12 protein-coding genes are annotated in these 14,272 nt (G+C 38.8%); all 12 read left to right on the top strand.

All coding sequences use genetic code 11. From position 1 onward, the window contains the following. Nucleotides 1-281: 281 nt before the first annotated feature. The 12 genes from AC25Y5_RS10755 (at nucleotide 282) to AC25Y5_RS10700 (ending at nucleotide 14,067) form a co-directional block, all read left to right on the top strand. Entirely contained in the window at nucleotides 282-1,631 is a 1,350-nt protein-coding gene (locus tag AC25Y5_RS10755) for a cytochrome ubiquinol oxidase subunit I (protein WP_488140283.1), read from the top strand. Continuing rightward, a complete protein-coding gene (locus AC25Y5_RS10750; RefSeq protein ID WP_488140282.1) occupies nucleotides 1,628-2,650 on the top strand; it encodes a cytochrome d ubiquinol oxidase subunit II in 1,023 nt (340 codons plus the stop codon). The genes AC25Y5_RS10755 and AC25Y5_RS10750 overlap by 4 nt, the downstream gene beginning before the upstream one ends. A gap of 5 nt (nucleotides 2,651-2,655) precedes the next feature. Next, nucleotides 2,656-2,766: a cytochrome bd oxidase small subunit CydS family protein gene (gene cydS, locus AC25Y5_RS10745; protein WP_488140281.1), complete on the top strand. Its 111-nt coding sequence runs from the start codon at nucleotides 2,656-2,658 to the stop codon at nucleotides 2,764-2,766. 91 nt (nucleotides 2,767-2,857) lie between these two features. Then, nucleotides 2,858-4,588, top strand: coding sequence for a thiol reductant ABC exporter subunit CydD (cydD, locus tag AC25Y5_RS10740; protein ID WP_488140280.1), 1,731 nt, complete (start codon nucleotides 2,858-2,860; stop codon nucleotides 4,586-4,588). Then, entirely contained in the window at nucleotides 4,585-6,312 is a 1,728-nt protein-coding gene (cydC, locus tag AC25Y5_RS10735; RefSeq protein WP_488140279.1) for a thiol reductant ABC exporter subunit CydC, read from the top strand. The genes cydD and cydC overlap by 4 nt, the downstream gene beginning before the upstream one ends. 133 nt (nucleotides 6,313-6,445) lie before the next feature. Continuing rightward, on the top strand, nucleotides 6,446-6,688 hold the full coding sequence (locus AC25Y5_RS10730) for a hypothetical protein (RefSeq protein WP_488140278.1): 243 nt from the start codon (nucleotides 6,446-6,448) through the stop codon (nucleotides 6,686-6,688). 1,002 nt (nucleotides 6,689-7,690) lie between these two features. After that, nucleotides 7,691-8,485, top strand: a complete 795-nt coding sequence (locus AC25Y5_RS10725) for an ABC transporter ATP-binding protein (RefSeq protein ID WP_488140277.1) — start codon at nucleotides 7,691-7,693, stop codon at nucleotides 8,483-8,485. A gap of 54 nt (nucleotides 8,486-8,539) precedes the next feature. Further along, nucleotides 8,540-9,595: a FecCD family ABC transporter permease gene (locus AC25Y5_RS10720; RefSeq protein WP_488140276.1), complete on the top strand. Its 1,056-nt coding sequence runs from the start codon at nucleotides 8,540-8,542 to the stop codon at nucleotides 9,593-9,595. Next, nucleotides 9,592-10,629, top strand: coding sequence for a FecCD family ABC transporter permease (locus AC25Y5_RS10715; protein WP_488140275.1), 1,038 nt, complete (start codon nucleotides 9,592-9,594; stop codon nucleotides 10,627-10,629). Before AC25Y5_RS10720 ends, AC25Y5_RS10715 begins: the two co-directional genes overlap by 4 nt. 97 nt (nucleotides 10,630-10,726) lie before the next feature. Next, nucleotides 10,727-11,710, top strand: a complete 984-nt coding sequence (locus AC25Y5_RS10710; protein WP_488140274.1) for an iron-hydroxamate ABC transporter substrate-binding protein — start codon at nucleotides 10,727-10,729, stop codon at nucleotides 11,708-11,710. 297 nt (nucleotides 11,711-12,007) lie between these two features. After that, nucleotides 12,008-12,988 carry an ABC transporter substrate-binding protein gene (locus AC25Y5_RS10705; RefSeq protein ID WP_488140273.1) on the top strand — a complete coding sequence of 327 codons (981 nt, stop codon included), beginning with the start codon at nucleotides 12,008-12,010 and terminating at the stop codon, nucleotides 12,986-12,988. Between the two features lie 20 nt (nucleotides 12,989-13,008). Continuing rightward, nucleotides 13,009-14,067 carry an NAD(P)/FAD-dependent oxidoreductase gene (locus AC25Y5_RS10700; protein ID WP_488140272.1) on the top strand — a complete coding sequence of 353 codons (1,059 nt, stop codon included), beginning with the start codon at nucleotides 13,009-13,011 and terminating at the stop codon, nucleotides 14,065-14,067. Nucleotides 14,068-14,272 lie beyond the last annotated feature (205 nt).

Here is a 14,272-nt window from a genome sequence, read left to right as displayed (position 1 = left end):
TGCAAATACAGTGAGGGTAGCATTTAGGTGGTTAAGTGAATCATCATTTTACAACTATATTCTCTTATTCAAAATGGGTCTGCCCCCATACACTTAAAAACGTCAGGAACAATCGCGTTCACATTATCGTCGTTACTGTCACAAGATATACACCTACTAGCATTCAATTGCAGTTAAAATTGGATTACAACATGAAAATAGTATTATCGTTACTCGAGTTTTATAATATATACAAAGCAGAGCTTGTGAAAAGATATTGAGTAAAAGGAGGCGGATTGAAATTGTTATTTGATGATCCAGTATTTGGTAGTCGTGTACTAACACTACTTACCCTTTCATTTCACATTATTTACGCAACGATAGGGGTAGGGGTTCCACTCTTAATCATGATTGCACATTGGGTGGGTATTAAGAAAAAAGACGATCATTATATCTTGATGGCTAAACGTTGGGCTCGTGGGTTTGCTGTCACTGTTGCTGTAGGTGTTGTAACTGGAACAGCAATTGGATTACAACTTTCATTACTTTGGCCAAACTTCATGGAACTGGCAGGAAATATTATAGCACTGCCTCTATTTTTAGAAGTATTTGCCTTCTTCTTTGAAGCCATCTTTTTAGGGATATATGCATACACGGGAGATCGATTTAAAGATAAACGTAAACACTTTATGCTTCTCATTCCTGTTGTTCTTGGTGCGGCGGCTTCAGGGCTATTCATTACCATAGTAAATGCATTTATGAATTCTCCACAAGGCTTTGATATTGTGAACGGGCAACTGGTAAATCCAAATCCAATTGCAGCAATGTTTACCCCGTCGATGCCGACGAAAGTGTCCCATGTTCTTGCAACGTCGTATATGACAGCTGCGTTTATGCTGGCAGCCATTGCAGCTTACAAATTGATAAAAGGTTCGACACATGTTTATCATAAGAAAGCACTTTATTTAACCATGAAAATAGGACTTGTATTTTCCATTGCGGCAGCATTAATCGGAGATTTTTCAGGTAAATATTTAGCAGAGTACCAACCAGAAAAATTAGCAGCAGCCGAATGGCATTTTGACACGGAAGAAGGAGCACCACTCCTAATGTATGGAGTTTTGGATGAAGAAGGAAAAGTGAAATATGAGCTCAAGATACCCTATGGACTCAGTATCTTAGCACACGGAAATCCGAATTCAGAAGTAATCGGATTAGACCAATTTCCTAAGGAAGAAACGCCACCACTTATTATCCATTACTTTTTCGATTTAATGGTTACGATTGGAGGATTCATGGTAGTTCTTTCTCTTGTCTATTGGATAGGGATCAAACGGGCATGGTCATTCGTAAAATCTAAATGGTATCGTTGGCTCATTGTTCTTGGAGGTCCCCTTTCATTCCTTGCAATTGAAGCTGGCTGGTGGATGGCTGAAGTTGGTCGACAACCATGGATTCTACGTGGAATAATGACGATCGAAGAAGCAGCAACGTCCAGTGATTATGTTGGATTAATGGTAATTCTCTTTGGGATATTGTATTTGTTTTTAGGAATTGGAACCATTGTCGTACTTCGTCGGATGTTTAAGAATAATCCAGTTGAGCTAGAACTAGAACAACAAGAAGCTACACAAGGTGGTGAAACGTCATGAGTTTAGAAATAATCGGGATTTCAGTACTCTGGACATTTCTATTTGGTTATGTCATCTTGGGGTCAATTGATTTTGGGGCAGGATTTTTTAATGCTTTCAGTATAATAACTGGTAAACAACATGTGGTTTCAAAAATTATTCAGAGATACCTTTCTCCAGTTTGGGAGGTTACGAATGTGTTTTTCGTATTCTTCTTTGTTGGGATTGTTGGATTTTTCCCAAAAACAGCTTTCTATTATGGAACGGTCCTTCTTGTTCCAGCGAGTATTGCGTTAATCTTAATGATTATTCGAGGTTCGTATTATGCATTTGAACTGTACGGATCAAAAGGTCATAAAGGATATGCCTTCATGTATGGAATTGCAGGCGTATTGGTCCCGTCAGCATTATCCATAGTTCTTACCATTTCTGAAGGTGGATTTATGTCCATGATTGATGGTAATCCTGTTTTAGACTACGGAGCATTGTTTACGAGTCCTTTAACATGGTCTATTGTCGTTTTATCGATTGTTGCAGTCCTGTATATCTCAGCTGTTTTCCTTACCTGGTATTCAAACAAAGCAGAAGATATAGGAGCAACAAACTTAATGCGTAAATATGCAATGTTCTGGGCTTTCCCTTTAATCATTGCGGCAGTAGGCATCATTTACGAATTAAGTTCTCACAATCCAGAACATTTTGACCGTATTTTAGATTTATGGTGGATGTTTGGATTATCGTTCCTATTATGGATTGGGACAGTATGGCTTTTGTGGAAGCAAAAAAACTATGGATTGGCAGTTGGCCTATTAGTAGGGCAGTTTGCTCTAGCCTTTTATGCATATGGAATTTCCCTTTATCCATACTTGCTTTATCCATATCTAACGATTCACGAAGGTTTTACAAATGATGCAATGGCCATTTCACTAATTGTGGTGTTCATTTTAGGATTGATATTGCTAGTACCTTCAATTTACCTATTATTAAAACTCTTCTTATTTGATAAAGATTATGTCAAAGGAACGAAGAAAAAGGAGTGAGATGAATGCTAAATGACTTTCTAATCTTTGGCGCTCCATTTATCGTAATTTTCGCGGCGATTGTAGTTGTGTTCTGGGCTGCTCCAAAAGATGGATCTGTTACAAAAGAAAAATAAAGTTAAAGGTTTAGTAGTAGTGGATTCTGATTTCCAGTTTGTCTACTTAGAAACTACTCTAAATTAGCTCATTTTTCAGGAGGTATAAGCAATGGTTGGACTTAAAGAATTAGCATTAGAACAGAAAAGAAAGCTGGTTCTCTTGGTCATTTTTGCTGTCACAACAAGTGTTGCAATTGTAGGACAGGGTTATTTATTAGTCTCAGTTGTGGATCGTATCTTTTTAAAAGATGCAACATTCTCTGATGTTATACCGCTATTGATAGGATTGTTCTTCGCGTTTTTCGCAAGAACAATCCTTCAATATTTGAGTGGGAGAACTGGAGTGAAAATGGCTTCACAGGTTAAAGGGAATCTTCGAACAAACCTTTTAAATAAATTCTCAAATAGTACAGCGCAATCATCACTTCAAGGACAGTCTGGTAAAAAAGTAAGTGTAATGATGGATACTGTGGATGAAATTGATAGTTACTTTAGCGATTATATTCCTCAAGTAATACAAGCTACTATCATTCCACTAATCATTCTAGTGGTCATCTTCACACAACATATTGCCACTGGACTGATTATTTTGATCACCGCACCCTTTATTCCGATTTTTATGATGATTATCGGTTTCAAAACAAAGGACAAATCCGAAGAACAATTGGATAAAATGGCTGCTTTTTCGGGAGCGTTTCTTGATACGTTACAGGGGCTGACAACACTTAAATTACTTGGTCGTTCCAAAGAACAAAAAGAAACAATACGAAAAAGTAGTCTTGATTTTCGTGATGCTACGATGGAAGTACTTAAAATTGCATTTCAAAATTCGTTAGTATTGGAATTCATTTCGATGCTGAGTATGGGGATCATTGCCCTAGAACTGGCCCTTCGTTTAATCGTTTTTCAAGATTTAGCATTTTTAACCGCATTTTTTATGTTGGTATTGGCTCCAGAGTTTTACACAAAACTGAAAGACTTAGGCAGTGCTTTTCATACGGGTAGGGGAAGTATGGGGGCGGCTAAAAAGCTAGCTGATGAACTAAGTGAAACAGAGAAACCTGTCTTATGGGGAGCGGAAAGCCTGGAAAGAGTAGTACCACTGACAATTGAATTGCGTGGTGCAGGATTTACTTATGGAGAAGATGCATTTACATTAAAAAACATTCAGCTAGAAATTGTTCCAAATGAACAAGTAGCCATTGTCGGTAAAACTGGCGCAGGGAAATCAACCCTATTAAATGTGATTGCTGGACTTGTTTCAGTTTCAGAGGGAGAAATGCTTATTAATGGGAAACCAAGGTCAAACTTTAAAGAAAAAGATTGGTTTGATCATTTAAGTTATATTTCACAAAACCCATATTTGTTTTCAGGAACAATTGCCGAAAATATTGCGATAGGCGGACGTTTGAATGCGACTCGAGTAGAAATCGTACAAGCTGCTGAAAAGGCTGGAATTTCCGAGTTGGTGGCTTCACTTGAACATGGCTATGATACACCTATTGGTGAAGGGGGAAGAGACCTTTCAGGTGGAGAAAAACAACGAATTGCCATCGCTAGAGCATTCCTAAAAAGTCCATCTGTCATTCTGTTTGATGAGCCGACAACTGGCCTCGATCTTCGGACTGAGAAAATCTTGCAAGCTTCTATTAAGGAATTATCTAAAGCTTCCGCGGTCATTACAGTGGCTCATAGGCTTCATACGATTAAAAATGCAGACAAGATTATTTTCTTGGAAAACGGAGAACTCTTGGCAACTGGTACACATGAGGAACTGCTGGAATCGGTGGAAACGTATCGTCATATGGTGTCTGTTCAACAAGGAGGGATGGCAAATTGAATAACTTAGGATTTGTTATCAAGATATTATTCGTAGAAAAAAAGGATATTTTCTATTCTATTGTCTGCGGGTTTATATCAGGGATAACAGCTGTTAGTTTATTTGCATCCAGTGGGTATTTAATCTCCAAGGCGGCTTTAACACCGTCAATTTATACGTTAATGATCATCGTTGTGTCGGTTAAGATTTTAGGAATCATATCAGCATTAAGTCGCTACGGAGAACGTTATTTTTCTCATCGAGGGACATTTACGATGTTAAGTAATATGCGTGTTTCCTTTTACGAGCGGTTAGAACCATTAGCACCAACGATATTCCGCAAATATCGAAGCGGAGATCTTCTTGCTAGAGTTGTGGGTGATGTGGAGGCATTACAAAATTTCTTTTTGCGCGTGTTTTACCCACCAGTTGTTTTACTATTAGTATTTCTATGTACAATCTTTTTTACAGCACTGTTTTCAATGGAAGTAGCATTGGTTGTATTCATCGGTCTTCTGGTAACTACCTTTGTCGTTCCATCAATTTTTGCATTAACGCAACGAAAAGTGGATCGACTGGTGAGACAGAGACGCGGAGAATTATCTACCAAAGTGACAGAATTTCTTTATGGCTTTCGTGATTTAAAAATACACCAACAACTTGAAGAAAAAGAAGGCGAACTGCATCAATCTGTACATGCCTACTTAGATGAACAAGAACGTGAAAGTATTCATAACTTGTTCAGCCAGGCTGCTAACAAATTTCTATCGCTCCTCATATCATTGGTTGTTCTAGGTGTTGGCGCATATTTAGTGGCAGATGGTCAACTAAATGGGATTTACCTTGCGATGTTTGTCATGGTTTCATTGACAGTATTTGAGAATACAACTTCCATGGCAGCTTTCCCAAGCTATTTAGAAGAGAGTCGGCAAGCTGCGTCAAGACTTACCGCAGTTGTTGGTAAAGACTTTGTTCAAGAGAAACCACAAGAAGTTTTTGAAAATCGTTCTATTCAAGGGGTTCCTTCTATTGAAGTGAAGGATGTAACTTTTGCTTTTCCAGATGAAACACGTAATACGTTAACAAATGTAACTACAACATTTCCAGCTGGTTCGAAAACAGCCATAGTCGGTCCAAGTGGTTCTGGAAAATCAACGTTATTGCAGTTGCTTTTAAAGTTTTATAATGTAGACCAAGGTCAGATTCGTTTTAACAATGATTCGATTGATCATTTATCACAAGAGTCTATTTGGGAAAATACAAATGTAGTATTACAAGAAAATCACTTTTTCTTTGGAACCATACGAGATAACTTACTGCTTGCCAGTGATGGATTAAGTGACACAGAAATGGAAGACATGTTGGAACAGGTGAAGCTTGGACAATTTTCTTTAGATGATAAAGTCTTAGAAAAAGGGGAGAATCTTTCGGGTGGAGAAAAACAACGTCTCGCTATTTCCCGAGCCCTGCTCATAAAATCACCTTTATGGCTATTAGATGAGCCAACCTCATCCATTGATGCATTAACCGAGGCACATATCATGGGCTATTTATTTGAAAAAGCAAAAGAGGATACAGTTATTGTCGTTAGCCATCGCTTAACAGGATTAGAGAAGATGGATCAAATCATTGTGATGGACCATGGAACCATAGTCGAGGCTGGAACATTCGAAGAATTGATGGATAAAAAAGGTTACTTCTATGAAATGAAACAAATTGAACAGAGCGTGTTTCTAGTCAACTAAACTTGGCATATTCCAGGTATCATTTTTTAGAAACATACTTATTATGACTTAATTTCTAGCGGAGTTCCTTTAGAATTTACTAAAATGGACGTCAGGTATATAGTTAAATAAACAAGACAGCGGGGGTTTTAGTATGTTCAACAATTTTTCCGACAAAGTAAAAGGTGCTGTTAACAAAGCCAAAGATAAAGTAGATACAGCAATGGAAAGTGACAAGGTTGACAAGTATAAAGGGCAAGCGCAGGATAAACTTGGTGAAGTGAAAGACAAGATCGGTGCTGCAATGGATAGTGACAAAGTTGATAAGTATAAAGGGCAGGCACGAGATAAGATTGGCGAGTTGAAAGATAAATTAACTAATAAAAAATCATTATGAGTGCAGTGAATTTTGAAATAAAATATCCATTTCGCAACATGGCAAAAACAGGTGAAGCTTTTTCATCATAAAATAATCAAACCAAGTAAGATGTGGGGGTAGACTCCCGCCGACACCATCACACATAAGATTTGATATGGAAAAATTATATATTAAATAAGGATATCCTTGCCGTTACGGCATAGATATCCTTGTTTTTATTAGTAAAAACACAACACGCTTGTCAAGTGACTAAAAATAATCACTAAGTAACTTGATAACACACTGCGCGCTACGTGTATAGTTGCTTTGAATCGCTTTGAATTGAACAAACTTCTATACCATTATCGAGATGTCTTAATCAGCAGGGATGCGACTTCGTCGCATCGCTGCTGTTTTTTTCGGTAATCTTATAGTGTTTGTTCATCCGTCGCTCTCCAAAGGCACAATTACAAAAAGTGCCGAAGCTTTTCGGGACGAAAGATAAGCTGCCAAAGATACAATTTTGGCAGCTCAATCCTTCTACTATCACCTCTCTACATTCTTTCTAGGGAAGAGTCACTTTCTTCTAAAGCATCACATAATCTTTCCTAAAGTATGCTTTGTACAAGGTGCTAGAGTGCCCGAAATTTCATCTTCGGGCACTTACAAACTCTATAGAAAGCCATCTATTCTTTTCTTTCAAAGAAACTGTGTTTTTCACTTGAAGATTGTAGGTACGCGACAGGCAATTAATCACAACAAGATAGCCATACTGCCCCCTCGGTATAACAGTCGTAATTAATTCGCCGAAAGCGTGCCGGAAATACTCCAGTGAAAATGGCGATGAAAGATTGTCCACTAAAAAAAATCTCACTTTAACTCCAGCAAACTGTTGACAGTCTTCTAAAAAGAACCTAGTATATAAATGAGATTGATAATCGTTATCAATTAATAAGTAGATACTACTCCATAGAAATATTATAGAAGGAACGAAACCTTAATCAGTCGATACGATTATTAGTAGGAGAGGAAGTACAGTACATGTCAGCGATTACAGTAAATCAAGTTGCGATTGGTTACTCAAACACACTAATAATAGATGATTTAAGTGTCTCTATTCCTGAAAAAAAGATAACTACGATTATTGGGCCAAATGGTTGTGGGAAATCTACATTATTAAAAGCTATATCGCGCGTGCTGAAAACAAAAAGCGGTGGTGTCTATCTTGACGGACGTGCAATCCATCAGTTAGAAACGAGAGAAGTTGCTAAGAAGATGGCGATTTTGCCGCAATCGGCGAATGCACCAGGTGGGCTTACTGTATTTGAATTGGTTTCCTACGGCCGCTTTCCTCACCAAAATGGATTCGGTTCATTAAAAAAAGAAGATTATGAGTATATTTATTGGGCAATTGAAGTAACCGGGTTAAATGAGTTTAAGGATCGACCTGTTGAAGCATTATCAGGTGGACAAAGGCAACGCGTGTGGATTGCGATGGCGCTTGCGCAGGACACTGAAATTCTAATTCTCGACGAGCCAACTACATATTTAGATTTAGCACATCAACTGGATGTTTTACTTCTCTTACAGCGACTTAATAAGGAGGAAGGTCGGACGATTGTCATGGTGCTTCACGATTTGAACCATGCATCCCGTTTTTCTGATTATTTGATTGCCATGAAAGATGGCACATTGATGAAAGAGGGGACACCAGAAGAAGTGATGACTTGCTCAAATTTACAGCTAGTATTTAACATAGACGCTAGGATTACAACTTGTCCATTTAGTGAAAATCCAATTTGTCTATCGTATCAATTGTGTCAGAAGGAACGGTAACCTTTTTTCTCAATAAGGAAAATCGTTTGGAAGTTTGTTGTGGGGAGGAAATGTATGTCTACTTCAGCGGAGGCTACTGCCGAGATAGAAAAATTAATAGAAATCAAGAAACACTCACATTCCGTTGTGGCGGTAGTTGTTTTGTGCGGAGGTATTGTTGCATTAATAATTGCGATTGGCCTTTCTATTTCATTTGGAGCTGCGGACATTAAGTTAGCGACTGTTTGGACGGCTGTGTTTCAATTTAACCCTGATCTAACACAGCATCAAATTATACTAGAAATACGTCTGCCGCGCGTTCTTGGTGCAGCAATCGTTGGATCATGTTTTGCTGTAGCTGGTGCACTAATGCAGGGGATGACTCGAAATCCACTAGCGGATTCCGGTCTTTTGGGCCTGAATGCCGGTGCTGCATTTATGCTCGCACTCTGTTTTGCTTTTGCACCCGGCCTTTCATATCTGTACTTAATCATGTTTTCCTTTTTAGGTGCTGGTGTAGGAGTTGGAATCGTGTACGGAGTCGGTTCGATGTCACGAGGCGGGTTGACTCCGATGCGACTTGTCCTTGCTGGAGCGGCAGTAAGTCCTTTGTTTGGAGCACTCAGCGAAGGCGTTGCACTATATTTTCGTATTGGGCAAGATTTAGCCTTTTGGTATGCTGGCGGTGTATCGGGTACGAAATGGGTTCATCTTCAAATCATGTCCCCATGGATTATCGTTGCGATGATCGGTGCACTGATTCTATCACGTTCAATCACACTCTTAAGTCTTGGAGAAGAAGTGGCGATTGGGCTAGGTCAACGAACAAAGACCATTAAACTTGCTGGGATGATTATCGTACTAATCCTAGCTGGAATTGCTGTTTCTGTGGTAGGAGCCGTTGGTTTTGTTGGTTTAATCGTTCCTCACCTTACTCGTTTTCTAGTTGGTCATGATTATCGTTGGATTATTCCTTGTTCCATTGTGCTTGGTGGTCTTTTAGTTGTTTTAGCGGATCTCGGAGCACGAATGATTAATCCTCCATATGAAACCCCGATTGGCGCATTGATTGCTTTAATTGGAGTACCATTCTTCCTGTATCTTGCACGAAAAGGAGGAAAAGAACTATGAAAGAAAAGATTAATAAGGCGAATAATCAACAAAGGGCCAATACTAAAAATTTGATAATCATCGGTGTTCTTGGACTGCTTATTGTTGTTGCGTTCATGATTAGCATGAATACGGGATTTATAAGATTGACACCGCTTGAAGTGATTCGCACGCTGTTTGGATTCGGAACGGATAAACAACACCTAATTCTATTTGAGTTTCGATTACCACGTATAGTTATTGCGGTATTGGTAGGGATGGGACTGGCGGTATCGGGCTGTGTGTTACAAGGGATATCGCGCAATGCTTTGGCCGATCCAGGCATCTTAGGAATCAACGCAGGTGCAGGCCTAGCTGTCATGTTATTTATATCTTTTTATCCATCAACTACTGCAACACCTGTCTTTATACTACCTGTCTTAGCGTTTTTAGGAGCAGGCATAACAGCAGTGAACATTTATTCGTTAGCCTATAAACGACATGAGGGAATTTCACCTATGCGGTTACTGCTCACGGGTGTGGCAGTTGCAGCGGGTATTAGTTCGGTCATGATAGTTTTAACACTACGCTTAGATCCAGAGAATTATCAATTTGTTGCTACTTGGTTGGCGGGCAGTATTTGGGGGTCAAATTGGAAGTTTGTATTGGCTTTGTTGCCATGGATCCTCGTTTTAATTCCATTTGTATTTATGAAAGCACGTGTATTGAACGTGCTGAATTTAGGGGACTTAACAGCTACTGGCTTAGGTGCATCGATTGAGAAGGAGCGGCGTGTATTACTTGCTGCAGCAGTCGGCTTAGCTGGAGCTAGCGTGTCAGTTAGTGGTGGTATCGGTTTTGTAGGGCTGATTGGTCCTCACTTGGCCCGTCAACTAGTTGGATCTAGACATCAATATTTAATCCCAGCTGCGGCATTGACTGGGGGGTTGTTGGTCCTTGTTGCGGATACGCTTGGTCGCTTTATACTGCAGCCATCAGAAATTCCAGCTGGGATTGTCGTCGCTGTGATTGGGGCGCCGTACTTCCTTTACCTCCTATCGCGCTTGAAAGATTGATATAACTGAGCCATCATCTGTAAAAAAATTATGAAGTTCTTGTTCCCTTTAAGATTATTATTTTTTGACAAAAAACGAATAGTAGGAGAATGAATCGATGTTAACTAATAAAAAAAGAACTGGAATCATGTCTAGTTTTTTAGTACTATCACTGTCTTTGGCAGGGTGCGGCGATACTAGTGAAAATGGTGAGAAAACCAAAGATAACGAAACAGAACAGGTAACTGAAGAACTTTCATCGGAACGTATACTAACAGATGCAATGGGGCATGAAGTGACGATTCCTGCAAAACCTGAGCGTATTATTGCTTCATATTTAGAAGATAATTTAGTAGCACTCGGAATAACGCCTCTTGCGCAGTGGACAGTGAATGACGGCGCATCGATTCAAAATTATTTACAAGATTATTTAAAAGACGTACCGACGATCCCGCATGACCTTCCATTTGAAGTCGTGACCAGCTTTTCACCGGATTTACTCGTTATGAGTTCTGCGGAAGCTGTGGAAGGGGGGAAATACGAGCAGTATTCAAAAATTGCGCCTACATATGTGCTTGAAGTAGAGAATAACAGTGATTGGCGCGATAAACTATTAAAATTAGGCGAGATTTTCGAGAAAACGGATGAGGCAAAACAGGTATTAGAAGAATATGAAAAAAAAGCAACGGATTCAAAAGAAATCATACAGGACTCAATTGGTGAGGAATCAGCTGCTGCCATTTGGCTCGTTAATAATACATTCTTTATAGTTAGCGATAATGTATCCAGTGGAGCTGTTTTATACGGTGATCTTGGACTTTCAACTCCAAATGTAGTCAAAGAAATTTCAAGCAGCGCTACAGGAAATTGGTCGGAGATTTCCTTGGAACGATTAGCTGAATTAGATGCAGATCATATCTTCTTGATCAATAGTGATAAAGGAAATGGCGCAGAAATGTTACAGGATCCAGTATGGAAAAACATTCCCGCGGTGAAAAATGACCATATTTATGAATATGACGCTGAGACTAGCTGGTTATACTCAGGACCAATCGCTAACACTCAAATTATTGATGGCGTTGTTGAATCGCTTACCAAATAAAATTGCCGTAGTTGAAAATTTTTTAATTTTTCATTGAGAATGAAAATCGTTATCAATAGGGGAATTTCAATGTTTAAGAATAAATCTCAATTTATCTTTTGTCTACTTCTCGTATGCTAGCTATGATGATTGCTGCTTGTAGTAGTACAAGTGGCCAATTTAACGGAAAAGCTAGTTCTGAGTCAGAATTACTATCAGCACTAGCTTCTTTTTTCACTATTGATGTTGAACAAATGTAAGGGTGGTAGAAAAACAATATATGGGGATATTGAAATACCCAGAGGGGGAAATGTAGAAATGCTTCAACCATTAAATGCGTTTATGAGAATTACATTAACACTGTGCCTCATATTGATACTTGGTGCATGCTCCGCTGGTAGTGAAGAACCAGATAAATCGACAGAGAAGGAAATAAAAGAAACAGAAGTAGAGCAACAAATCGTGGAGAACCGGGGGTTTGACACAGTAAAAGGAACGATTGAAATCCCTGAAAAGCCATTGCGAATTGTGACTGACTTTTACGGTGGAGAGTTACTTTCTGTTGGAGGAAATGTAGTAGGTGTCGAGCCAACAGCATTCGATAATCCATTCATCAAGGATTTACTAAAGGACGCTGTCGAGATTGGTCAGCCGGTAAATGTTGAAAAAGTACTGGAACTGGAACCGGATTTAATTGTTGTTATGTATGATGAAAATTTCGAACAACTTTCAGAAATTGCACCAACGCTTCATATTCCATATGGAACGGCAACAAATATTCAAGAAACGATCAAATTATTTGGAGAGATTACGGGCAATCATGAGGAAGCAGAGCAATTCATCAGCAAATATGATCAGAAAGCAAAAGAGGGTAGAGAAAAGATTTCTGCGATTATTGATGCAGATGCGACATTCGGTATTTATGAATTAACGGATAAAGGTGAACTATGGATCTTTGGAGATAATGCAGGACGTGGGGGACAAGCCCTATATAATGCGTTAGAACTTAACATGCCACATGAAAATAAAAATGAAGAACAAACACTCCAGCTGTCAATGGAAGTATTGCCAGAGTACGCTGCAGACTATATGTTTTTGACGACTTATGATCCTGAGAAAAAAGGAGAGGCTTTAAATAACTTGAAGGACTCGTCCATTTGGCAAGGATTGGACGCAATGAAGAATAATCAAGTGTTTTACAATGATTTTGATACGTATTACAGGTATGATCCGATTGCAATTTATGAGCAAATTGATTTGTTTGTAGACATGCTTGTTGAACAAAGTAAAAATGACTAACTATAAAAGGGGCTTTGATGATGAATTCAGAAAAGCTGTATGATGTAACGATTATTGGCGGTGGCCCTGCAGGACTTTATTCCGCTTTTTACAGTGGTTTACGGGAAATGAAAACAAAAATCATTGAATTCCAACCTTATTTAGGCGGAAAAGTGCATGTCTATCCGGAGAAAATGATTTGGGATATAGGGGGACTTACACCTGTTTCAGGAGAACGACTAATTGAACAAATCGTTCAGCAAGGACTGACTTTTGAGCCTGAGCTTGTATTAGGTGAAAAAGTGACGTCGATTAACAAAGATGATGAAGGCAACTTTGTTATTCAGACATCTACGAACCAAAAGCATTTATCTAAAACAGTTATTTTAGCTGTTGGTGGGGGAATCTTGAAACCAACAAAATTGGAAATTGAAGGTGCTGAACGTTTTGAGGTTTCTAATTTGCATTATACTGTAAAATCCCTTGTACGTTTTAAAGGGAAGACCGTATTGATATCAGGAGGCGGTAATGCTGCAGTTGACTGGGCGAATGAATTGGAACCGATTGCGAAAAAAGTCTATTTAACTTACCGTAAAGACATGTTGAAGGGGCATGAGGCAGAAGTATCACGGCTATTTAATAGTTCTGTCGAGTGCTTATTAAATACATCAATCCAAAAACTCATTGCAGCGAGTGACCATGAAACCATTGAGAAGGTGGAGTTAGTTAGAGGAGAAGATGGCAATTCTATTCAGTTGTCTGTTGATGAAGTGATTATTAATCATGGCTATGATCGTGATAAAGAGTTGACCTCAAATAGTGGATTAAATATTGAAATGGAAGATGAATACAGTATTGCAGGTAATCCAATGAGTGAAACATCAGTCTCAGGACTGTATGCAGCGGGTGATGTTTTGAATCACGAAGGAAAGCTTCATTTAATCGCAGGGGCATTTCAAGATGCGGCAAATGCAGTGAATAAAGCGAAGCAATATATTAAGCCAGATGCGTATGGACAGGGAATGGTCTCTTCACATAATGATATTTTTAAAGCTAAAAACCGTGAATTAGTGAAGCATTTGTATACAGTGAAAATCTAACTTATCGTGCATCCACTAGTTGACGTCATTTTATCGTTCCCTATATAGGAATACTAAAGATCAGCCATCTACGTGAATGGCTGATCTTTTGGTTTTAACTTTTTTCATAGATTACTCCTAAAGTTTAGCTAGTTCAATACAATGAAGATTAACACCATAGACACACTAGCTTAATACCACGTTAACAAATTGGAGATAGAGTTAA

Source organism: Sporosarcina sp. Y1011 (assembly GCF_057669885.1).
Note: the sequence above shows the minus strand (reverse complement) of the source record. Positions and strands in the feature narration are given on the sequence as shown.